General features: G+C 49.4%; 23 protein-coding genes. 11 read left to right on the top strand and 12 right to left on the bottom strand.

Features of this window, described 5'->3' with window-relative positions:
* The 8 genes from ABY044_RS11540 to ABY044_RS11505 all read right to left on the bottom strand — a co-directional run.
* Positions 1-228, bottom strand: a 228-nt coding sequence (locus ABY044_RS11540; RefSeq protein WP_373020825.1) for a BMC domain-containing protein, incomplete at its 3' end; no start/stop codon positions are given.
* A gap of 39 nt (positions 229-267) precedes the next feature.
* Positions 268-561 carry a BMC domain-containing protein gene (locus tag ABY044_RS11535; protein ID WP_373020823.1) on the bottom strand — a complete coding sequence of 98 codons (294 nt, stop codon included), beginning with the start codon at positions 559-561 and terminating at the stop codon, positions 268-270.
* A gap of 31 nt (positions 562-592) precedes the next feature.
* Positions 593-847 carry a carboxysome peptide B gene (locus tag ABY044_RS11530; RefSeq protein WP_373020822.1) on the bottom strand — a complete coding sequence of 85 codons (255 nt, stop codon included), beginning with the start codon at positions 845-847 and terminating at the stop codon, positions 593-595.
* Complete coding sequence (locus ABY044_RS11525) at positions 828-1,100, bottom strand: carboxysome peptide A (RefSeq protein ID WP_373020821.1); 273 nt, start codon at positions 1,098-1,100, stop codon at positions 828-830. Before ABY044_RS11525 ends, ABY044_RS11530 begins: the two co-directional genes overlap by 20 nt.
* Positions 1,101-1,115: 15 nt before the next feature.
* The gene (locus tag ABY044_RS11520) at positions 1,116-2,708 is read right to left on the bottom strand and encodes a carboxysome shell carbonic anhydrase (protein WP_373020820.1); all 1,593 of its coding nucleotides are present in this window, start codon (positions 2,706-2,708) and stop codon (positions 1,116-1,118) included.
* A gap of 40 nt (positions 2,709-2,748) precedes the next feature.
* A complete protein-coding gene (locus ABY044_RS11515) occupies positions 2,749-4,740 on the bottom strand; it encodes a CsoS2 family carboxysome shell protein (protein ID WP_373020818.1) in 1,992 nt (663 codons plus the stop codon).
* A 67-nt stretch (positions 4,741-4,807) separates the two neighbouring features.
* Positions 4,808-5,155, bottom strand: coding sequence for a ribulose bisphosphate carboxylase small subunit (locus ABY044_RS11510; protein ID WP_373020827.1), 348 nt, complete (start codon positions 5,153-5,155; stop codon positions 4,808-4,810).
* A gap of 43 nt (positions 5,156-5,198) precedes the next feature.
* Positions 5,199-6,614 carry a form I ribulose bisphosphate carboxylase large subunit gene (locus ABY044_RS11505; RefSeq protein ID WP_279419485.1) on the bottom strand — a complete coding sequence of 472 codons (1,416 nt, stop codon included), beginning with the start codon at positions 6,612-6,614 and terminating at the stop codon, positions 5,199-5,201.
* Positions 6,615-7,294: 680 nt separating this feature from the next.
* Here ABY044_RS11505 and trpB point away from each other — a divergent pair.
* The gene (trpB, locus tag ABY044_RS11500; RefSeq protein WP_373020816.1) at positions 7,295-8,491 is read left to right on the top strand and encodes a tryptophan synthase subunit beta; all 1,197 of its coding nucleotides are present in this window, start codon (positions 7,295-7,297) and stop codon (positions 8,489-8,491) included.
* Between the two features lie 101 nt (positions 8,492-8,592).
* Here trpB and htpX read toward each other — a convergent pair whose 3' ends face one another.
* From htpX to gatC, 4 genes are all read right to left on the bottom strand, one after another.
* The gene (gene htpX / locus ABY044_RS11495; protein ID WP_373020814.1) at positions 8,593-9,504 is read right to left on the bottom strand and encodes a protease HtpX; all 912 of its coding nucleotides are present in this window, start codon (positions 9,502-9,504) and stop codon (positions 8,593-8,595) included.
* 161 nt (positions 9,505-9,665) lie between these two features.
* Positions 9,666-11,099: an Asp-tRNA(Asn)/Glu-tRNA(Gln) amidotransferase subunit GatB gene (gene gatB, locus ABY044_RS11490; RefSeq protein ID WP_373020812.1), complete on the bottom strand. Its 1,434-nt coding sequence runs from the start codon at positions 11,097-11,099 to the stop codon at positions 9,666-9,668.
* A 19-nt stretch (positions 11,100-11,118) separates the two neighbouring features.
* A complete protein-coding gene (gene gatA, locus ABY044_RS11485) occupies positions 11,119-12,573 on the bottom strand; it encodes an Asp-tRNA(Asn)/Glu-tRNA(Gln) amidotransferase subunit GatA (protein ID WP_373020810.1) in 1,455 nt (484 codons plus the stop codon).
* 13 nt (positions 12,574-12,586) lie between these two features.
* A complete protein-coding gene (gene gatC / locus ABY044_RS11480; protein WP_373020809.1) occupies positions 12,587-12,874 on the bottom strand; it encodes an Asp-tRNA(Asn)/Glu-tRNA(Gln) amidotransferase subunit GatC in 288 nt (95 codons plus the stop codon).
* Between the two features lie 334 nt (positions 12,875-13,208).
* Here gatC and ABY044_RS11475 point away from each other — a divergent pair, with 334 nt between their 5' ends.
* The 10 genes from ABY044_RS11475 (at position 13,209) to lipA (ending at position 23,018) form a co-directional block, all read left to right on the top strand.
* The gene (locus ABY044_RS11475) at positions 13,209-14,255 is read left to right on the top strand and encodes a rod shape-determining protein (protein ID WP_279419498.1); all 1,047 of its coding nucleotides are present in this window, start codon (positions 13,209-13,211) and stop codon (positions 14,253-14,255) included.
* A 115-nt stretch (positions 14,256-14,370) separates the two neighbouring features.
* Positions 14,371-15,174, top strand: coding sequence for a rod shape-determining protein MreC (gene mreC, locus ABY044_RS11470; protein ID WP_373020808.1), 804 nt, complete (start codon positions 14,371-14,373; stop codon positions 15,172-15,174).
* Positions 15,167-15,670, top strand: a complete 504-nt coding sequence (gene mreD, locus ABY044_RS11465; protein WP_373020807.1) for a rod shape-determining protein MreD — start codon at positions 15,167-15,169, stop codon at positions 15,668-15,670. Before mreC ends, mreD begins: the two co-directional genes overlap by 8 nt.
* A 9-nt stretch (positions 15,671-15,679) precedes the next feature.
* Positions 15,680-17,500, top strand: a complete 1,821-nt coding sequence (mrdA, locus tag ABY044_RS11460) for a penicillin-binding protein 2 (protein WP_373020806.1) — start codon at positions 15,680-15,682, stop codon at positions 17,498-17,500.
* A 23-nt stretch (positions 17,501-17,523) separates the two neighbouring features.
* On the top strand, positions 17,524-18,651 hold the full coding sequence (gene rodA, locus ABY044_RS11455) for a rod shape-determining protein RodA (protein WP_373020804.1): 1,128 nt from the start codon (positions 17,524-17,526) through the stop codon (positions 18,649-18,651).
* Between the two features lie 131 nt (positions 18,652-18,782).
* Entirely contained in the window at positions 18,783-19,979 is a 1,197-nt protein-coding gene (locus tag ABY044_RS11450; protein WP_373020802.1) for a D-alanyl-D-alanine carboxypeptidase family protein, read from the top strand.
* Between the two features lie 68 nt (positions 19,980-20,047).
* Positions 20,048-20,941: a D-amino acid aminotransferase gene (locus tag ABY044_RS11445; RefSeq protein WP_373020800.1), complete on the top strand. Its 894-nt coding sequence runs from the start codon at positions 20,048-20,050 to the stop codon at positions 20,939-20,941.
* Between the two features lie 25 nt (positions 20,942-20,966).
* On the top strand, positions 20,967-21,251 hold the full coding sequence (locus ABY044_RS11440) for a YbeD family protein (protein WP_373020798.1): 285 nt from the start codon (positions 20,967-20,969) through the stop codon (positions 21,249-21,251).
* Positions 21,252-21,290: 39 nt separating this feature from the next.
* Positions 21,291-21,926 (top strand): lipoyl(octanoyl) transferase LipB, encoded by a 636-nt coding sequence (gene lipB, locus ABY044_RS11435; protein WP_373020796.1) that lies wholly within the window; start codon positions 21,291-21,293, stop codon positions 21,924-21,926.
* 69 nt (positions 21,927-21,995) lie between these two features.
* The gene (gene lipA / locus ABY044_RS11430) at positions 21,996-23,018 is read left to right on the top strand and encodes a lipoyl synthase (protein WP_373020794.1); all 1,023 of its coding nucleotides are present in this window, start codon (positions 21,996-21,998) and stop codon (positions 23,016-23,018) included.
* Positions 23,019-23,190 lie beyond the last annotated feature (172 nt).

Raw genomic sequence — 23,190 nt, 5'->3', positions numbered from 1 at the left:
TACAAGACCGTCGCCGACGCGCTCACAAGCGTCTGCTCCGGCACGAACCGCTGCGTTAACCGCGCCGGTTTCACCGCGAACCATCACAGTGACGTAACCGCCGCCGACAAACTCACGGCTTACCAAACGTACTTCCGCCGCCTTGGTCATTGCATCCGCCGCTTCAATCGCCGGAACCAAACCGCGGGTTTCAATCATGCCTAAAGCAATCCCGTATTCATTACTCATGCTCTTTCTCCTTTTGCAAAGTCTTAATTTAAAAGTCGATTATTTCTGTTCAGTAGTCAGAACCGGTTCCACTTCTTTGTGCGGACGTGCGATGATGTGCGCCGCAACCAGACCGTCACCGACGCGCTCACAAGCGTCTGCTCCGGCACGAACCGCCGCGTTAACCGCTCCGGTTTCGCCGCGAACCAACACGGTGACGTAACCGCCGCCAACAAACTCACGGCTTACCAAACGTACTTCCGCCGCCTTGGTCATTGCATCCGCCGCTTCAATCGCCGGAACCAAACCGCGAGTCTCAATCATGCCTAAGGCAATTCCATACTCGTTACTCATACCTTTCTCCTTTGAGATTTTTACTTAAAACTTAAGCCTGTTCTGGTTGCCAGTCATCAATGATGCCGCCAACCGTTAAATCCGTTAAAAGTCGTTTATCACCCGCAGCGTCTCTGGCCGCAGAGTTCGCGATGGTAAAAACCCAGTCTCCTGCTTTGGTTCCGATCGGATCCATCGCAACAAAGGTCTCACCCTCATCCGTTGCCAAGACTTTGAGCGGTAAGTGCCCTAAGTCTTCCAAACGGCTGGTCAAAACCAGTTGCTGTTTAACTTGAAGTATCTGCATTTTGTGGCGCTTCCCATTTGTCGATGATTCCAACGATGGTCAAATCACTTGGATACCCTTTGACGCCGGTTGCATCACGAGCTGCCGAACTTCCGCAGCAAATCACCCAGTCTCCCGGCTTGCATCCGACCGGATCGACCGCGACTTGAGGGCTTCCCCCCTCTTTCTCCCGCACAACCAATAAAGGTTTATGCTCCATAGACGCGATCCGGTTGGTTGAAACGAGGGTTTTATCTAGCTGATAAATTTTCATTGTTTACCTCCTGTCTCAAGCCGAGGCTCTATTTAAGTCAACATCCGCCAATCCCTGCACCGTCTCGGCAGGCTGGCAACCCGTGTTATCTCTCAAGGTCAACAGCGTCTGAATCCATCCCGACGTCGCCAACTCTTGATAACGGTTATGAATCGCCTTTTCGATCCGTTCCGCTTTCGCCACCGCCCGGTCTTTCGATCCGGGAACGCGACCGTCGTAGTCGCAACGGATGATGATCGGGATCGGCAAACCTTTTTTGACATTCAAGCCTTTAAAGATCTTGATACCGACATCCACATCGTTCACCCCTTCCTCAACGGTATCGAGGTAGCTGTAGTAACTCAGGTTACGCAGCTGAACTTCTTCGAAACCGTTACCGACTCCGATAAAGCGCTCTGCATGGCCGATATCCCGGTAACAGCCGTTTTCATATTGGTTTACATAAGCAATCTGCGAAAAGTTGTTTCCGATCAACCAGCTGATCAATTTGACCAATTCCGGTTGAGGCGCAGTCGAACCCTTTTCCAGGTTGCTGGTTCGAACCGCCGTCTCCACCTGTTGCCAGGCGTCCATCGCCGACAAATTAGCGGTTGCCTGATACAACTTGTCGGTTTCGACATAACGGTTCAGACACACTTGCCCTTCCTCATTCGGAATATGGACTTTCATGCTGTCGTCGTCGGTATTCAAACCCAACAACAGGGTCTGTACCGTGGAACCGCAACCAAAACGGTTCTCAATTGCTTGTTTAAAATCTTTCAGTTTTTGTAAAGCCGCTGCCGCCGCTTTCTGGTCATCACTCCCGTGTGCCGCACAACCCTGATGGGTCGGATCGGATTTGGAAAAATGATATACCGCAATCTTTAAGTATCGTGTCGGTTCATCCGCCGAATTCGGCTGGCCTTCACGAAATCTTGTGTGCTCGATAAATACCCAGTTTCGAACACTCTCGCTGACATCGAACATGACGCCTGCATGTGCCTTGCGTCTTGCCAAGGCATAAGGTAAACGGAGTACGTAGCTGAGAATATGCGCCAAACGTCCGTCTGCACAAGGTGCAATTCCGACCGCATGGAAACCCGCTTCTCTAAAAATACGCTCTGCTTCCTGTTTTTGTTGACCCGCTAACGGATCTTTAATGAAGAACTCTTCCGACATCTTCATAAATTGGGCAAAGAGGGTTTTCGAATACAAAGCCTGAAAACCTTTCTGGGATTGAGCTTGCAACTCAAGTCCAGTCAGCCAATCCTGCTCCGATAATCTCACACCCAACTTTGCAGATAACTGCTGGTTAGCCCAACTGACAAAATTTACTTGATCGCGCTTCGTCAAAATCTCTTTCAAAACCCCTTCGATATCATCGAAGCGGGATTTGATATCCACTTCGTACCGGCGCAATCTTTCATTTTGAGTTGGATCAACCAAAGCATGAGTGGTCGTCATTGCCGGAACCGCTTGAACCTGACCGGATTCAATGTCTTTCGACATTCCATCCTGACCGGCAGCCTCTCCATGAGCAGTCGGATTTTGTGGCTGCCAGTTACGGTTTGGCGCAATCGGCTTCCAAAACAATGACTTTTGACGATGATTTTTCTTTAAACGATTCATCAAAACACCCAATATTCAGTTACTTTCCAGCTAGTTTTGTTTACGCTCTCGCGCCGCCTGACAGCGTCACTTTCGCGCCTGTTTCCGTATTCCCGGACGATCCGGTAATCGGACTCATTGGTACTTCCGACATGGCACCCGGGGTAAACTGAGTCGCCCCCATTGGTGGCCGTCTTGTCGCACCGCGAACCGAAGCGTTTCGCTGTGCCGCCCAAGGGCCGTCGGTTCCGGTTACTTTAGAACCTCTGTCCCAACCGTCACCGGTGATACGTGATCCCTGCTCCACTACGGGTTCGGAAACACTCATCGGTGCCGCTTGAACTTGGACTTGAGGCTGTCCCATCATCATCGGAAAGTCAGACTCTCCTGGTGCAGCCGCATTGATGGTGTCACACACCATCGATGTTTGATCCGCGCCTTGATAATGCGTTCCCGTAACCAATTCACAAGCCCCTTTTTGAGCCCCCGTCAATCCCACAAGTCCTGGTTGGACCCCTGAAATGGCTGGGTTATTGCCCTGACGCTGGCGAACTTGAACTTCAATCTGTTCGTCTTTTGAACAAAATTGAAATTGCTCGTTACCGATATAAGGGGTCCCGGTTACGGCTTTACAATCACCCGCTTCCGCCCCGGTCAGGCCGTAATAGCCGCCGCTGCGATCGCCGGTCACTTTCTGTCCGCCGCCGGTTCCCGAAGCCGTCACTTTGGTAGCGGTTTCCGTCATCGGCTTACCGCAAGCCTTCACTTCTTCGTAGCCCTGATAACCGGTACCGGTTACGGACTGACAAGCCCCCTTATCACCGCCGGTTACCGCTTCCTGGCGCCCCACTTGGGTGCCCGTCGTCGTATTACCTTTGGCCGTTTGAGAAGGCATCACCTTCTTTGGCGCTTTGCTTTTATCCTGGTTTTTCGGCTTAATCGTTGTCGATTGAGACCGTCGGCTATCACCGCCGGTGATCTTGTCGCCACTTTTTTGTGACGGTTGCGACATCACCGAAAATCCGTTTTGTTTCGCCTTAGTCGGCGTAGCACCACAGTAAATCTGGCTTTGATCCGCCGGCAGATAATCCGTACCGGTAATGGCGGAACATGTCCCCGTTTCATTACCTGTCATCTTCTCTGCACGCCCCACTGAAGTTCCGCTGATACTTAGACCACGAGTAGTCTGTGTTTGCGTCACCTTCGCCGGTTTAGCGGACGGTTGAGTACCACAGTTTTTGTTGAACTCTTCCGCACCTAAATACTCGGTACCACTGACCAACTGACATGCACCGGTTTCGGCACCGGTCATTTTCTTTTCACCCTGTCCGACTTGTGTGCCGGAAACGGTTTGACCACTTAGGGTTTCGGACTCACCTACTTTTTGAGGTAAGGTCGAATTTCTTGGTGGACGAGTGGGGCGCGAAGCGCCTGTTGAACAGACTTTGCCTCTTGAACATTTCTCTGCGCGAACTTGTCTGGCAATTTCGCGTGTCGAAGCATCCGGGTTGGCTAATTTCGCTTTGGCACCTGACTGACTACCGCCTTTAGACTTAAACGCAGTTTGTCCAACCTTACCTTTAGCTTGTGCCTGACGATACGCCTTCGATTGAAGTCGACCGCTAGACTGCACCGCAACTTCGGGTTTCACCGCTGTTCGACGATCTTGTCTTGCAACCTGCTTACTCGCTTTTGCTTGACGAGGTTCGACAATCGGCTCTTCGGATTTCTGCTTTGCTTTTGCCTTAGGGTGAGGCATTGGCTTTGCCGCGTCCGCTGCACTTTTCCCAACCTTCTGCTGCTGCCTCTTCATTTTCGCCGCATTACGTCCCGCTGCCGACGCCGGAGACGGCGCCGCTGCAGCAGAGACTTCACGACGAGGACGAGACGGCTGTGAAGGCGCAGGAGTTGTCGCCACGACAGGTTCAGAAGCCGGTGCCGGCTGACGCACTGCTGCCGGAGCAGACGATGCTTGAACACCTTTTCCATTCACCTGTGCTTTGCGGCGCGCAATGGCTGCGGCTCGACCACTTTGAGCATTGTTTGCACTCATGCTAAAGCCTCCTATTTCGTCTTTATGACTCGTTAATCACTCGTTATTCGTTCGTTATCCTTGCGGATTACATTCCGCGAGGACGGTAAACTACAAAGTTGTGTCCTTGACACTGAGTGTAGTTGTCATAACCGATCAAACGAATCAAGTGATTTGGGTAAGCTTGACGGCATGCGTCCAGCTCTGCCAAAACCTCGTTTGGATCACGAGTACCAAACAATGGCAACTTCCACATACCCCAGTAATGTGCCGAAGCGTTTTCAGGCGCCTCGTGCTCTAAAGCCGGTGTCCATCCTTGGTTGATGATGTAAACGATTTGATCGTAAACTTCGTCAGCCGTCAGTTCTGGAAGGAACGAGAATGTTTCCAGCGTATACTGTGTACGGTAATCATCTGTTTGCATTGACATCTTTATCTCCTTATTCTGTTAGGATTCATTCAAAATGGGGGGCGAGAACTTAGCCCACATCCAATTTGTCAACGGTATCGAATTCGAACTTGATCTCTTTCCAAGTGTCCAGAGCCACGGCCAATTCCTTGCTGTTACGGGCAGCGTCTCTCAAGATGTCTCCACCTTCTCTTTCCAGGTCACGACCTTCGTTACGTGCTTTAACACACGCTTCCAGAGCCACACGGTTTGCCGCTGCACCCGCTGCGTTACCGCCTGGGTGACCTTGCGTACCACCACCGAACTGAAGAACGGAATCGTCACCGAAGATGTTAACCAGTGCAGGCATGTGCCATACGTGGATACCACCGGAAGCAACCGCCATAACACCCGGCATTGAACCCCAGTCCTGATCGAAGAACACACCACGCGAACGGTCTTCAGGAACGAATGATTCACGAAGCTGGTCAACGAAACCTAGCGTAGAAGCACGGTCACCTTCCAACTTACCGACAACCGTACCTGTATGCAGGTGGTCACCACCGGATAGACGTAGACACTTGGCCAATACGCGGAAGTGGATACCGTGGTTAGGGTTACGGTCGATTACGGCGTGCATCGCACGGTGGATGTGCAGCAACATACCATTGTCACGACACCAGTTAGCCAAAGTCGTGTTAGCAGTGAAACCGGCTGTCAGGAAGTCGTGCATGATGATCGGCTGACCTAGTTCTTTAGCGAACTCGGCACGCTTCAACATCTCTTCAACCGTCCCAGCGGTTACGTTCAAATAGTGACCTTTACGCTCACCGGTTTCCGCCGTTGCTTTGTCTACCGCTTCCGCAACGAACTCGAAACGGTTCTGCCAGCGTTGGAATGGTTGCGAGTTGATGTTCTCGTCATCCTTGGTCAAATCCAGACCACCACGAAGACACTCGTAAACCGCACGACCGTAGTTCTTGGCAGATAGACCCAGTTTCGGCTTGATCGTACAACCCAACATAGGACGACCGTACTTGTTCAACTTGTCACGCTCTACCTGAATCCCTGCCGGTGGACCACCACAGGTTTTGATGAACGCGATCGGGAAACGGATATCTTCCAAACGTAGTGAACGAACCGCCTTGAACCCGAATACGTTACCAACCAAAGAAGTCAGTACGTTAACCACGGAACCTTCTTCAAAAAGGTCTAGCGGGTAAGCGATAAATGCGTAAAATGCGTTCTTATCACCAGGTACGTCTTCGATTCGGTATGCACGACCTTTGTAGAACTCCATGTCTGTCAACAAGTCAGTCCAAACGGTGGTCCAAGTACCGGTTGATGATTCTGCTGCAACCGCCGCAGCGGCCTCTTCACGCGGAACACCCTCTTGAGGGACAACTTTGAAACAAGCCAATAGATCTGTATCTAGAGGAGTGTAGTCCGGTGTCCAATATGTCAGCTGGTAATCTTGTACACCAGCATCAAACGTTTTACTTGCCATAAAAATGCTCTCCTTTATTTGGGAGTTGAATTGAATTCGAGTGCAATCTTAGGAAAGTTAACGGTCTATTGACTAATTGAAAGAAACGATAGAATTTATTGAAGATTCTCTATGAATAAAGAAAAACAGAGTTCCAATAAACTTCCTTAAGCCTTGAAAATAAAGGCTTTTACAGCCCATCCATCCTTGACCTCATACAGAGCTCAATTTGGTTTTAAACGCGAAAGTTTTTTTTGAAAAAAATGAAATTTAAAGTTGAAAATAACTTTTCGGATCAAAATCCTGTTTTTTGAGAAGATCAAAACCCACCTATTTTAATACGTATTTAAACGGATTAATTGACGACACATAGAAAGCACGGACTAAAACTTAAGACGTCTTGAAAAAAATTAACACTCTCAAATTGAGAAAAATTGGGATAAAAAGAAGAGAGGATTTGTCGCCAAAGACAAAACCAACGGAATCCTTGCCCTTAGAATTTAAAAAAACCGGTTAATTTTCGTCACCGTTTGACTTCATGAATCACCTCAAGAAACCAATTCAAAGATCATCCACCGCTTACTCCCCCTTAACTGCCCCTTGTATACCTACATTTTCGAACACTGAAGGTTCAATCACGTAACAATTCGGTGTATTCTTAGTGATGCGAAAAAAACTAATAATCACAGGAGAATTGACGAATGTCCTATTTAAAAAACTTCCCCAATCAAGAAGGTTACTTTGGGGATTTTGGCGGTGCTTTTTTACCTCCCGAACTGATTCCACACTTTGAAGAGATCAACAAAGCCTATATGGAATTAGGGCGTTCGGCGGATTTCTTGAATGAACTTAAATACATCCGCAAACATTATCAAGGTCGCCCGACCCCGGTTTACTACGCACATAACTTGAGCAAAAAATACGGCGCGCACATCTACCTAAAACGTGAAGACCTTAACCATTCGGGTGCACACAAACTGAATCACTGCATGGCCGAAGCCTTATTGGCGAAACACATGGGTAAAACCAAGCTGATCGCCGAAACCGGTGCGGGACAGCACGGAGTCGCTTTGGCGACGGCCGCGGCCTATTTTGGAATGGAGTGCGAAATTCACATGGGTGAAATCGACATCGCCAAAGAAGCGCCGAACGTTACCCGCATGAAATTAATGGGTGCCACCGTGGTACCGGTTTCTTTTGGTGGTCGCAGTTTGAAAGAAGCGGTTGATTCGGCTTTCCAGTCTTACGTTCCTCAAGCCGATACCGCCCTGTTTGCCATCGGTTCCGTCGTCGGCCCGCATCCGTTCCCATTGATGGTACGTAACTTCCAGTCGGTGGTCGGTCACGAATCCCGAGAACAATTCTTGGAAATGACCGGTGAACTTCCGGATCAGGTCGGTGCCTGCGTCGGCGGCGGTTCTAACGCGATGGGCATGTTTGCCGGTTTCATGGACGACGAGGATGTCGGCCTTAACGGCGTTGAGCCTTTGGGACGCGGAACGAATCTGGGCGAACACTCGGCAACCATGACGTACGGCAAGCCCGGCATGATTCACGGCTTCAAGTGTTTATTGCTGGAAGACGAAGAAGGTAATCCGGCACCGGTACACTCCATCGCTTCCGGTTTGGACTATCCGGGCGTCGGACCGGAACACTCTTACCTGAAAACCATCGGTAAAGTGAACTACCATGCGGTCACCGACGACGAAACCCTGGATGCCTTTTACCAGCTTTGCCGTCTGGAAGGCATTATTCCTGCCTTGGAAAGTTCGCATGCGGTTGCCTGGGCAATGAAACATGCACAAGCCAATCCGGGCTCCACTATCCTGATTAACCTATCGGGGCGTGGCGACAAGGACATCGACTACGTTGTCGATAACTTTGGAGTCGGTGAATAACAGGCTCGATAATCGGTTCAACCGGCATTTCTCCTAAAATGCCGGACATAAAAAAAGCCCCGAATTCGGGGCTTTTTTATTGCTTAGCGTTCCGCTTGAAATTAAGCGATCTGCAACTCGGACTGTGGAGTCGCTTTTAGCGCTGCAATACGATCCGCCAACGGAGGATGCGAAGAGAACGCCGCGCCCATCTTGCTCTTGAAGTCGGAAATACCGAACGCCGCCAACTGGTCAGGCAATTCACCCGGAGTCATCGACTGTAGGCGCTCAAGCGCCGCAATCATGTTTTCCTTACCGGCTAGATAAGCACCACCGTTATCGGCATGGAATTCACGCTTACGCGAGAACCACATAGTGATCATGCTCGCCAAGATACCGAATAGAATTTCGAAGATGAACGACGCTACAAAGTAACCGATACCATGACCTTCTTCGTTCTTAAGAATCACGCGGTCGACAAAGTGTCCGGCAATACGCGCGAAGAAGATGACGAAGGTGTTCACGATACCCTGCAACAACGCCATGGTCACCATGTCGCCGTTGGCAACGTGAGCCACTTCGTGCCCTAGAACCGCTTCCACTTCGTTACGACGCATGTTGCGCAGCAAACCGGTTGAAACCGCAACCAAAGAACTGTTCTTGGTCATACCGGTTGCGAAGGCGTTCGGTGCCGCACCGTCGTAAATCGCAACTTCCGGACATGTAATACCGGCTTTTTGAGCCTGGCGCTGAACCGTTTCAAGCAACCACTGTTCGTCGGCATTACGAGGCGAAGTGATAACCTGTGCACCGGTTGTCTGCTTCGCCATCCACTTAGACATCGCTAAAGAGATAAACGAACCGGCGAAACCGATTACCATTGCAAACGTAAATAGACCTGTGTAATCCAACCCACGGCCGTCAGACTGTAGAGAAGATACATTGACACCCATTGCGCTCAAAACCATCAGCACAATCGAGATGACTGCGATAATCGCAATGTTTGTTAATATGAATAAACCAATACGCTTCATGTTTTTCTCCTTGATGAAGGTGTGTAGCTAACGATCGATTACTAACGATCAAATCGATATATCGTAACTATAAGGTTTTTTTATAACCTTTCAAGTCTTTCATTCACGATTTTTTCATCAAAAAAAAGCCCGTTCAAATCGAACGGGCCTTTCCATTTTACTTAATCGCTCAACTTGGCTTTCAGTATCTGATTGACCTGACCCGGGTTAGCCTGGCCGCCGGACGCTTTCATGATCTGACCGACGAAGTAACCCAACATCTTCTCTTGCCCGCCTTTGTAGGCTTCAACTTGAGATGGATTGTTTGCCAATACTTCGTCAACCAAAGCCTCGATCGCACCGCTATCGGTGATCTGTTTCAGACCTTTGTTTTCGATGATCTCGTCCGCAGTGCCTTCGCCGTTCCACATCGCATCGAACACCTGCTTGGCGATCTTGCCGGAAATGGTGTTGTCGATGATACGGTTCAACATGCCCGCCATCATATCGGTTGTGATCGGTGCATCCTTGACGCTCAAACCGTCTTTGTTCAAAGCACCGGAGAAACCGGTAATCATCCAGTTCGCACACAGTTTGATGTCTTTCGCACCGGTCTTCTCGACCACCGATTCGAAGAACTCCGCCATATCACGCGATCCGGTCAATACGCCTGCGTCGTAATCACTCAAACCGAAGTCCGCGACATAACGCGCGCGCTTGGCATCCGGCAATTCCGGCATAGCCGCACTGATCGCTTCGATGGCCTCTTCGGTGATCACCACCGGCAACAGATCCGGACAAGGGAAATAACGGTAATCGTTGGCTTCTTCCTTGGTACGCATCGAGCGGGTCACGTCATTTTCGGAATCGTACAGACGCGTCTCCTGCACGACCTGCCCGCCGCTTTCCAATAACTCAATCTGGCGTTCGATTTCGAATTCGATCGCTTTTTCAATGAAACGGAACGAGTTAATATTCTTCAACTCGGCACGCGTACCCAAAGGCTCGCCGGGACGACGTACCGAAACGTTCGAATCCACACGGAAAGAACCTTCCTGCATGTTGCCGTCACAAATCCCCAAATACTGCACCAGTTCGTGCATCTTACGGGCATAAGCGACCGCCTCTTTCGCCGAAGACAAATCCGGATCGGAAACGATTTCCAATAGTGGCGTTCCGGCACGGTTCAAATCGATTCCGGTCTGCCCGGGAACCGCACCGTGGATCGATTTACCGGCATCTTCTTCAAGGTGCGCACGGGTCACACCGATGGTCTTCTTGACGCCGTCCACTTCAATCTCAAGCGTTCCCTTACCGACAATCGGATAATTGAACTGTGAGGTCTGATAACCTTTCGGCAAATCAGGATAAAAATAGTTCTTACGGTCAAACACCGACTTACGGCCGATTTCCGCGTTCAACGCCAATCCAAGCATGATCGACTTACCGATGACCGCTTCGTTCAATACCGGCAACATACCCGGCATTCCGACATCGATCGGGCAGGCCTGGGTGTTCGGTTCCGCGCCATAAGCGATCGAAGAACCCGAAAAAATCTTGGTGTTTGTAGTCAGCTGCGCGTGAATCTCCAAACCAATAACGACTTCCCAACTCATTCTGTAAACTCTCCCTGCCTTATTGATATTGCGCCGGCATACGGGTGTGCCAGTCAGTCACTTGTTGATATTGGTGTGCAATATTCAACAACTTGGTTTCACTAAAATAAGGACCCACAATGTGCAGCCCTACAGGACGGTCGTTTACAAAACCGGCCGGAACCGAAATTCCGGGCAGGCCAGCCAGGTTGACTGGAATGGTATACAGATCCGCCAGATACATGCTGGTCGGATCGTCGGTCTTTTCACCGATATTGAACGCAGGAGTCGGTGCTACCGGCCCCATGATTACGTCACAAGACTCGAACGCTTTGGTGAAATCGTCACGCACCATGCGGCGCAACTTCTGTGCTTTCAAATAGTAAGCGTCGTAATAACCGGCGGAAAGCGCATAGGCCCCAACCATGATACGACGTTTGACTTCCGCACCGAACCCTTCGGAACGAGAACGCTTGTAAAGATCCTCCAGGTCTTTCGGGTTTTCGCAACGGTAACCGAAACGTACGCCGTCGAAACGCGACAGGTTTGAAGACGCTTCGGCCGGTGCCAATACATAATAAGAAGGAACCGCCAAATCTTTGTTCGGCAGGTGAACTTCCACCACTTCCGCACCCAACTTTTCAACTTCAGCAATCGCGTTTCGGATTACGGCTTCAACATCCGCATCCAAACCTTCGCCGAAATATTCGGCAGGAACACCAACTTTAAGTCCTTTCAAAGACTGGCCCAAGTCGGCCGCATAATCCACCGCTTCACGCTGCAAAGAAGTCGAATCACGCTCGTCGAAACCGGCCATGGCATTCAACATCCAGGCGGAATCTTCCGCCGAACGCGTCATCGGACCGGCCTGGTCGAAACTCGATGCATAGGCGACGATTCCGAAACGCGAAACCGAACCGTAGGTCGGCTTGATTCCGGTAATTCCGCAGAAAGAAGCCGGCTGACGGATCGAGCCACCAGTATCGGTACCGGTTGCCATCGGCGCCAATCCGGCCGCGATTACGGCCGCCGCACCACCGGACGATCCGCCCGGAACCGCTTTAAGATCCCAAGGGTTTTTAGTCGGGCCGTAATAGCTGCTTTCCGACGAAGACCCCATGGCGAATTCATCCATATTGGTTTTACCCAAAATCGGCATACCGACTTTTTTCAATTGGGAAACCACGTGGGCGTCATAAGGGGCGATGAAGTTATCCAGCATCTTCGAGCTGCACGACGTTTTAACGCCGTCGGTACAAAAAATATCTTTATGGGCAACCGGAATCCCGGTCAGCAAATCGGCATCACCGGAAGCCAGTTTTTTATCGGCCTCTTCCGCCATGGCAATCGCCAATTCAGGCGTTACGGTCACGTAAGCATTGAGTTCAGCATCGTATTTCGAAATACGGTCTAAATAATGTTGCGTCAATTGCACACTGGTGATTTCACCTGCATGCAGCTTTTCACTCATTTGTTTAATGGTTAAATTGTGCATTTTCTAACTTCACTCACTCAATTACTTGCGGGACTAAATACAGTCCGTTTTCGGCTGAAGGCGCGATGGCTTGAAGTTTTTCATGCTGATCCACCTCGGTCACCACGTCCGCACGCAAACGCTGCACCTGATCCAGCGGATGCGCCATCGGTTCAACACCTTCCGTGTCCGCCGCTTCCATTTGCTTGAACAAATCCAAAATATTGGAAAGCTTCGCCGCAACCTGATCCACTTCATTCTCTTCAACCGCGATGGCCGCTAAACGAGAAATATATTCGACTTCCGTTTTTCCTAAAGACACACCTTACTCCTAATCGGATTCTGACGATTCGCCCGAATCTCGCCGCCTAAAAATCCAGACCCGACGAGATCAAAACATCTCAATAAAATTTAACCGAGTAAAATACCACATTTTGAGGTTTCACTAAAGAGAAATAGACCTTTTTAAAATCACACCTTAGTGCTATTAACCACACCAAAAACAAGTAAAATCAAACGCTTGAAATCGACAAAAAAGCGCTTGTACACGGATAAGTTTTTTTTAAAAAAGTTTCCCATTTTTTTCTACTTAAAGTTGATAAGTTGGTATAGAATAACTGGATTAATTTTTGCCGAATTTTCAAGGACTCGACTTCATGTTTCGTAAATTAATGGGACTTTTCTCTAACGACCTTTCCATCGACCTAGGAACTGCCAACACGCTGATTTATGTACGCGGAAAAGGCATGGTTTTAAACGAACCTTCTGTAGTCTCCATCCGCAATAACCGTCGCGGATCAAGCAGCCGTTCTATCGTTGCGGTAGGTGAAAACGCAAAACTCATGCTGGGTAAAGAAAACCAAGATATCCAGACTATCCGTCCGATGAAAGACGGGGTGATTGCCGATTTCGAAGTCACCGAAAAAATGTTGCAGGCATTCATTCGTAAAGTACATGAAGCCAAATTCTTCCAGCCAAGTCCGCGCGTTCTAGTTTGTGTACCTTGCGGTTCGACCCAGGTAGAGCGTCGCGCAATCCGCGAATCCGCAGCAGGAGCCGGTGCGCGTGAAGTTTATTTGATCGAAGAACCGATGGCGGCGGCGATCGGTGCCGGCATGCCGGTGAGCGAACCGACCGGTTCGATGGTCGTTGATATCGGTGGTGGTACGACGGAAGTCGCAACCCTATCTCTAAACGGCATCGTCTGGTCCGATTCGGTCAAAGTCGGCGGCGACCGTTTCGACGACGCCATCATCAAATACGTACGTCGTAACTACGGCATGGTCATTGGTGAAACCACCGCTGAAAAAATTAAGAAAACCATCGGTACGGCCTACCACGAAGTAGAACCGGAAACCATGGAAGTACACGGTAGCAACATCGCTGAAGCCGTTCCTCGCCGTTTCACTCTGAACAGCAACGAAGTACTTGAAGCACTTCAAGAACCGCTTTCCGCTATCGTCAGTGCCGTTCGTACCGCTTTGGAAAACACCCCTCCTGAATTGGGTGCCGACATTGCCGAACACGGTATTGTGCTAACCGGTGGCGGTGCCTTACTGCGTAACCTAAGCACCCTGCTTTCCGAAGAGACCGGAATTCCGGTCATCATCGCCGACGACCCACTGACTTGTGTGGCTCGTGGCGGCGGACGCGCACTTGAATTAATGGACGAAAAAGGCTTGGATCTTTTCTCTTTCGAATAATTCTCAACCGTAACAACTTGTCCGTGCCGCAACAGCGTTTGTTGCAACACGGGCAATCATCGACTTTGGAGATTGAGTCATCAACCTTAACGCATCTTCACCGCAACAAGAAGGAATGCAATTCGTCATTGCATTTATTCTCGCTATCGCGTTAATGGCAGCCGACCATTACGGCAAACTGATGGGCAGTTTTCGTAGTGTGCTCCTGACCACTCTAAATCCGATCGAGCAAGCCGCCACCCTTCCGAAACAGTTCTATGTACTTGTTACCACCGACTTTGCCTCGATGGACGAGCTCAAACTTGATAACCAGAAACTGAAAACCGAGATCCTGTTGCTTAAAGCTAAAATGCAGCAATACACCAATATGGAATTGGAAATTGCACGTCTGGAAGGCCTACTCGGCACCACCGGCAAAATGGACGGACAAAAAGTACAAATCGCCACGGTCATCTTTTTCAGCAGCAATCCGCTTTCCCAGTTCATCACTTTGAATAAAGGCCAGCTGGATAAAGTCGATAAACAACAGGTAGTGATCGACGAACAAGGCATTATGGGTCAAATTATTGATACCACGTTAACCACTTCACGCGTGCTTTTAATCACCGATCCTGATCACCAGATTCCGGTGCGCATCCAGAGAACGGGACAAAGAGGCATTTTAACCGGATCGGGCCACGACACGGTCACCTTGTCTTTCATCCCTAAAAACAGTTCGATTCAGGTCGGCGACCTTATTGAAAGTTCAGGGCTAGGCGACGTTTTCCCTTCCGGCTATCCGGTCGCAAAAGTCACCCAAATCAACGAAGTCGACGGCGAACCCTATCTGGAAATCATTGCCAGCCCGGTCGCCAATTCCCGCCAAGCGCACAAAGTCCTGATCCTGACCCCGGAAAAAAAAGGGGAACAGAATGACTGACCGCTTTATCAATCTTGAATTCTCCCAAGCACGTTGGCTGGTTCTGATCACTTACTTCCTGGGGCTGACTCTGGATACGATGATGAGCATGCAAGAGGCCACGCTACTGGCGCCCTCTTTTACCCTACTGTTTTTGATGTACTGGAGTGCGCAATTCTTAAAGAACACCCACTTCATTTCGGCGTTTTTGCTCGGCTTGCTATTGGACGCTTTATACGGCACCACGCTCGGCGCCCACTCACTGATTCTGATTACCATTACGTTCATCATGCTACGTTATCGTCTACTGTTCCGATCGCATTCGGTACTACAACAGGCGTTCGTCATCATCTTCTACCTAATGGCTTATCAATTCATTTCCTATGTGATGTTCTCGCCGAATCTCACCGAAGATCAAGCTCTTTATTACTGGAGTATGCCTTTCACAAGCCTAATCGCGTGGCCAATCCTGGCCCTTAGCCTCAGATGGGTTACTCAGAAACTGATTGCCTCTTAGGAGTTCGTCATGCATGAACACCTAGAATTCAACAGCGACGCGGAAGCATTAAGCGAAAAACGCCTGTTTCGCAATCGCCTCATCTTCGCCATGCTGTTTGTTATCACGCTGTTTTCGGTACTCATCGGCAGAATGGCTTATCTACAGTGGATCGACTTCGAACGCTACCACCTGATGGCTGAAGATAACCGCATCTCGGTTGAAACCATTCCTCCGACACGCGGAAAAATCTACGATCGAAATCACATTTTATTGGCAGACAACCAACCGGTCTTCACCCTCAAGCTGACTCGCGAAAAAATCGAAGACATGGCCCTAGTCGAAGATAAAATCAAACAATTGCTGCCTAACTTTCCGGACGAACAGCGCCAGAAGTTTTTCGAAAAACTCAAAAAAACCAGCCGCTCGAAAACCCTACTGCTACCCTATAGCCTAACGGAAAAAGAAGCGGCGCAGTTTTCCGTGCAAAGTTACGACATTCCGGGCGTCGTGCTGACGGCACGTCTGAAACGTACCTATCCGTTTGGAGCCACCGGCGTCCACGCCATCGGCTATGTCGGTCGTATAAACACCAAAGAAGTGAATAAACTCAACGAACGCGACTACCGCGGTACCGATGTCATCGGTAAACTGGGGATCGAACGTTTCTATGAAGACCGACTGCACGGTAAACCCGGCATACAGCAAGTAGAAACCAATGCCCGCGGTCGAGTATTGCGTAAACTGGAAACCATTCCGTCCACGCCGGGAGAAGACATCCAACTCACCTTGGACATTAAGCTGCAACAGTATGCCGAATCACTTTTCAAAGATCACAAACGTGGTTCGATCGTGGCTATCGACCCTAAAAACGGTGAAGTGCTCGCTTATGTCAGCATTCCGACGTTTGACCCCAATCTATTTGTCGACGGGATCGATCAGGCGTCCTATACCGCTTTATTGAAGAACCCGAACAAACCGTTTATCAACCGCGGCATCAACGGAAAATACCCTCCCGGCTCGACGATCAAGCCGTTTGTGGCACTGGGTGCCATCGAACGAAACATCATTTCGCCCACCAAAAAGATTTACGATCCCGGTTATTTTGAGTATATGGGACACCGTTACCGCGACTGGAAACGTACCGGGCACGGCTTGATGGATATGGAAGACGCCATTACCCAATCGTGCGACACCTACTTCTACGAGCTCAGCCTGGATATGGGGATCGACACCATTCACGACGCCATGGCGCCGTTCGGTTTCGGCTCTTTGACCGGTATCGACATTCCCGGCGAATCCAAAGGAATCTTACCTTCACAGGAATGGAAAAGAGAAACCAAAAATCTGCCTTGGTATCGTGGCGAAACCATCATCAGCTCGATTGGTCAGGGATACAATCTTGCCACACCGGTCCAACTGGCGAAAGCGACCGCCATCTTGGCAAACGGCGGAAAAATCATTCAGCCTCACTTGCTTAGAAGTGCTGAACTCGACCCCCCTAAACAGATCGAAATCAAAGATATCAAAAACTGGGAACGCGTCATCAAAGCGATGCGCAACGTCATGCACGGAGCAAGAGGAACGGCACGCAAGCACGGAGTCGGACTTCCGTTTAAAATGGCCGGTAAAACCGGAACCGCACAGGTATTCAGCCTGAACGAAAGCGATTACGAAGCCGAGAACATCGACAAATCGTTGCACGATCACTCTCTTTTTATCGGTTTTGCACCACTGGATAATCCGAAAATCGCGGTCGCGGTGATTGTTGAAAACGGCGGTAGCGGAAGTCGAACCGCCGCACCGATGGGCGTCAACGTCATCAAAAAATACTTAGAAAACACCCCTTAACCATACAGACAGATGCCGAAATTATGAAAATCACACTTCCACAATCTGACAATGTATACCGAAAGAATAAAGGGATTCTCGATATTCTTCATATCGACGGCTGGTTGCTGCTGGGCATTTTATTGCTGCTGGCCGGAAGTACGCTACTGGTTTACAGCGCTTCCGGGGGTGATCTGGACGTCACTTATCGCCACCTGATCCGTATCGGTTTTGCATTGACGCTGTTACTGATTTTCGCCCAAATTCCGCCCAACATACTCTACCTGTTCACCCCGTGGCTATTCATAATGGGCATCTTGATGCTAATTGCCGTTATTCTGTTCGGCGACATCGGTAAAGGAGCGCAGCGCTGGCTGAACTTCGGTCCGATTCGATTCCAACCCTCGGAATTGATGAAGCTGGTTCTACCGATGATGGTGGCTTGGCTATTCGCTCATACGAACTTCCCGCCGAGTTATCGTCGACTTCTCGTCGGTGCCGGACTGATTGCGCTTACCGCGGGGCTGATCGTCGTTCAACCCGACTTGGGGACATCGTTACTGATCGCCATGAGCGGTTTGTTCGTGCTGTTCTTTGCCGGCCTGCCTTGGAAAATCATCTTCGGCGCCATCGCAACCACTCTGGTCAGCCTGCCGATCGTCTGGCATTTTATGCACGCCTACCAGAAGCAGCGCGTTCTGACCTTTCTTGATCCGGAATCCGACCCTCTCGGCAGCGGCTACCACATCATCCAATCCAAAATCGCCATCGGTTCGGGCGGCATCGAAGGCAAAGGCTTTCTAGGCAGTACTCAAGCACACCTGGACTTCCTTCCTGAAAGTACCACCGACTTCATCTTTTCGGTTCTTGCCGAAGAGTTTGGTCTCATCGGGGTTATCTTGCTGTTAAGCATGTATGTGTTCGTTATCGCCCGTGGCTTATATATTGCCTCACAAGCGCAAGACAACTTCACGCGCCTGATCGCCTCCAGCCTAATGATGACGCTCTTCGTTTATGTGTTCGTCAATATCGGCATGGTCAGCGGACTACTGCCGGTTGTCGGGCTTCCCCTGCCTCTCATGAGTTACGGTGGTAGCGCCTTGGTCACCCTGATGATCAGTTTCGGCATTTTAATGTCGATCCACACACATAAAAAAATGCTTTCCAACTAAATCTAAACGGCCGAGGTCGTTTCGATTTATATAAGAATATGGTAAATTAACCCACTTAAGGAAATTGCCCAATTTGGCGCGTAAGAGCCAAACCTTTTTAAACTAAACCGCTTTTAAACAGAGCACAGTGGATGATTATGCAAACACTTAGATCTCGATTCATTTTTCTTTTTTTACTATTAACATCAATGTTCGCTCAGGCCGATACTCAGCCTTTGCCGGCTCCGGCCATTCCGCACGTTGTGCCGTCGGCACCTCAAATTGCGGGGACTTCACACCTTCTAATCGATTTTGACAGCGGCAAAATCTTAGCCCAAAAGAATCCAGACCAACGCATCGAACCGGCTAGCTTGACTAAGATCATGACCGGATACGTGGTCATCAACGAGCTGACCAACGGCAACATGAGTATGGACGAGATGGTCACTATCAGTGAAAAAGCCTGGAAAATGCCCGGTTCTAAAATGTTTATCGAAGTCGGCAAACAAGTCTCTGTGCGTGATTTGATCAAGGGCATGGTCATTCAATCGGGTAACGATGCCAGTGTCGCCTTGGCCGAGCATATCGCCGGTAGCGAAGCGGTATTCGCCCAGCTGATGAATAAATACGCCAAAGCGTTGGGCATGGAACACACCCATTTCGTTAACGCCACCGGTTTGCCAAATCCGGATCACTACACGACGGCTCACGATCTTGCGATTTTAACGAAAGCCCTGATCACCAAATTCCCGGAAGAATATAAGTGGTATTCCGAGAAGAAGTTCACCTTCAACGGCATCACTCAGTACAACCGCAACAAACTATTGTGGCAAGACCCAACCGTTGACGGCCTTAAAACCGGACATACCGAAACCGCAGGTTTCTGTCTTGTGGCTTCCGCCAAACGTGACAACATGCGTTTGATTAGCGTGGTTCTAGGCACCAACAGCATGGAAAAACGTATCCAGGAAACCCAAAAACTTCTAAACTACGGTTTCCGTTTCTATGAAACCCACCCGCTTTATAAAGCCAACCAACGTTTGAACGACGTGACCGTTTGGGAAGGTAGCAAGGATATTCTAGGCGTTGGCTTGGCAAACGACCTTTTTGTCACCATTCCGCGCGGACAATACAAATACCTTAAAATCGAAACTACCTTACAACCTGAAATCGTTGCTCCGATTACGACTAACCAACCACTAGGGCAACTGCATGTCTCCCTTAACGGCGAAGTCATCAGCGAACAACCGCTGGTTGCACTGTCGGATGTCGAAGAAGGTTCGTTTTTCAAAAAGCTGATCGATCAAGTTAAACGCACGTTCAACTCATTGTTCAGCTTCTTGGATTAAACACATTAAAATTAAAATAGATTAGGTTAGTTATGTGACGACAGTCACTTGTTTAGGAATGTTACTCAATGAGTCAAAATGAATCGCCGGTCATGCAACAGATCGTTTATCTCAATGGCGAATATCTGCCAATGGCCGAATCGAAGATTTCCACTCAAGACCGTGGATTTCTTTTTGGGGATGGCGTCTATGAAGTCATTCCGGTCTATCACAGAAAACTGTTTGCATGGGAAGCCCACCTACAGCGACTCAAGAACAGTTTGCAGGCGATTAGCATTGCCAATCCGCTCACCGATGAAGAGTGGTTTGAATTATTGACCAACCTAATTGAAAAACATCCTTGGAACGATCAGTTTATCTATCTGCAAGTGACTCGCGGCATTCAAATGCAACGCGACCACATGCCGGCAGATTGTCTGACTCCGACCGTATATGCTTATACCAATCCATTGAAGCCGCTGGATCCGAAAATTATCGAAAACGGCATCAAAGTGATTACTCTGGATGACATTCGCTGGTTACGTTGCGACATTAAAGCACTGACTTTGCTACCGAACGTCATGATGAAACTGGCAGCGAAACACCAAGGTGCGGACGACGCTATTTTGATTTCCCGTGACGGCACGATATCGGAAGGAACGGCAAGCAATGTGTTCATCGTCAAAGACGGCGCCTTGATCACTCCGCCTAACGGCAATAAATTGTTACCGGGTGTAACGCGTACCGTAATTGAAAAAGTCGCTAAGAGTCACCATATTCCTTTTATCGAAAAAGAATTGAACTTAAGCGACCTGCAGAACGCCGATGAAATTTGGCTAACCAGCTCGACCAAGGAAGCCCTACCCGTTACTGAAATGGACGGCAAACCGGTCGGAGACGGTAAACCGGGCGAAATGTGGAAACACCTGCGCGAACATTACCAAACTTATAAAGCCGAGTTTATTGCCGAATCGGCACAATAAACCCTTTTGTGAAGAGTGAAATCACATGACTAAAGATTTACATACACCGGATACGGAGAGCCTGATCGAGTTTCCTTGTGACTATTGCCTGAAGGCAATGGGACACAATACCGAAGAGTTTATCGATCTGGTTTTCGAAGTCACCCAAAAGTACGCTCCCGGCGTCACTCGTGAAAACATTCAGATCAGAGACTCCAAAGGCAAAAAATTCATTTCGGTGAACATCACCTTTTACGCCACTTGTATCGAACAGATTCACGGCATTTACGGCGATTTGAAAAAACATCCCCTCGTGTTGATGACACTCTAACCGCCTTTCAATAAGGCGGTTTTTCTTTACCATCCCGATATGAACATCCTACACCTCGGCTTACAGCCATACGAAAGCACTTGGCAAGCCATGCAAGCATTCACCGACAACCGCGATCCGTCTACCGAAGACGCCTTATGGATTGTCGAGCACCCTCCTGTATTTACCCAAGGCTTGAACGGCAAGGCCGAACACCTACTCAATCTCAGTCAAGACATTCCGTTGGTGCAAACCGACCGAGGCGGACAGGTAACTTATCACGGCCCCGGCCAATTGGTGATTTATGTTCTGGTCGATTTAAAACGCGCCAAACTCGGCGTACGCGCATTGGTGACGATTATTGAAGAATCGATTATCGAACTACTTTCTCATTTCGGAATCGAATCCAATGCCCGTGCCGACGCCCCCGGAGTTTACGTCGACCAGAATAAAATCGCCTCCCTGGGACTCAAAATTCGCCAACAAAAGAGTTATCACGGACTGGCACTGAACGTGAATATGGATTTAAGCCCTTTTCAAATGATCAATCCTTGCGGCTTACTCGGCATGCAAATGGCACAACTGTGCGACTTCCTGAAAGATGACGAATGCCCTGCCATCCCTGAACTGGGCACGCAACTTGCCGGCATCCTGCAAAAACGAATTGAAAACCGCGCCTCTGAGGCGCAAGCTTAAATTCAGCGAGTCGATTGCGAATCCTTTATAATAATCGGTCATTCAATAGCACTGAACGGTTTCCCCAGTATGTCGAATCCTCCACAGTTTCAAGAAATCAGCATTGACTCCATTGGCAATCGAGGGAGCTTAAAGGCCCGTAACGAAGCCATGCCTAAAGGACAGTATAAAACCAAGTCCTTAAAGCATCGCCCGGACCCGAATGCCGAAAAACTCAAAAAACCGCGTTGGATCAAAGCCCAGCTTCCAAAGGCAAAAGACATACACCGCGTCACCGAGCTTAAAAATATCATGCGAGAAAAAGGCCTGCACTCGGTGTGCGAAGAGGCTTCCTGCCCGAACCTGGGCGAATGTTTCGGCCACGGCACCGCCACCTTCATGATCATGGGCGACATTTGTACTCGTAAATGCCCGTTCTGCGACGTGACCCACGGTCGTCCGAAACCATTGAACCAGGACGAACCGCGCCATTTGGCAGAAACCGTCAAAGCCATGCAGTTAAAATATGTGGTCATCACCTCGGTAGACCGTGACGACTTACGTGACGGTGGTGCGCAGCACTTCAATAACTGCGTCAGCGCCCTGCGCGGAAACCTGCCGGATCTTAAAATCGAAACCCTGGTTCCCGATTTCAGAGGCCGATTGAGTGTCGCCCTGGATACCTTGCATAAAGCACCGCCGGATGTCCTCAACCATAACTTGGAAACCGTACCGAGACTGTACGAAGAAGCCCGTCCCGGCGCCGATTACCAAGCCTCTTTGGATTTGCTGAAACGCTTTAAAGAAATGAACCCGGATGTCGTCACCAAATCCGGCCTGATGGTCGGTTTAGGCGAAACCATGGAAGAACTGTTGCAGGTTATGCGCGATTTGCGCGCTCACGATGTCGAAATGCTCACCGTCGGCCAATACCTGCAACCGAGTAACTTCCACCTGGCCGTCAAAAAATACTGGACGCCGGAAGAATTCAAACAGGTCGAAGAAGCCGGTTATGAAATGGGATTCACCAACGTCGCCTCCGGCCCAATGGTGCGCTCCTCGTACCACGCAGATCTGCAAGCTAAACAAGTTGATTCTACAATTCAAGCTTAGGTATCTAAAATGGCTATTCTCAAAGAATTTACCCCGCGAGAAACCGACCTGAAAACACTACAGGAAATTCTAACCTTAAAAGAATTAACCCCTGTACAACGTAAGAATATTGAGTTAGAAATCTACAAACTCAAGCTTGGCGAACAAGCTGAGAAAAATGCCAGCTTTTATC

The organism is Thiomicrorhabdus sp. (genome assembly GCF_041583835.1).
Classification (GTDB): Bacteria; Pseudomonadota; Gammaproteobacteria; order Thiomicrospirales; family Thiomicrospiraceae; genus Thiomicrorhabdus.
The sequence above is the reverse complement of the archived record's forward strand: the minus strand, read 5'-3'. Positions and strand labels throughout refer to the sequence as shown.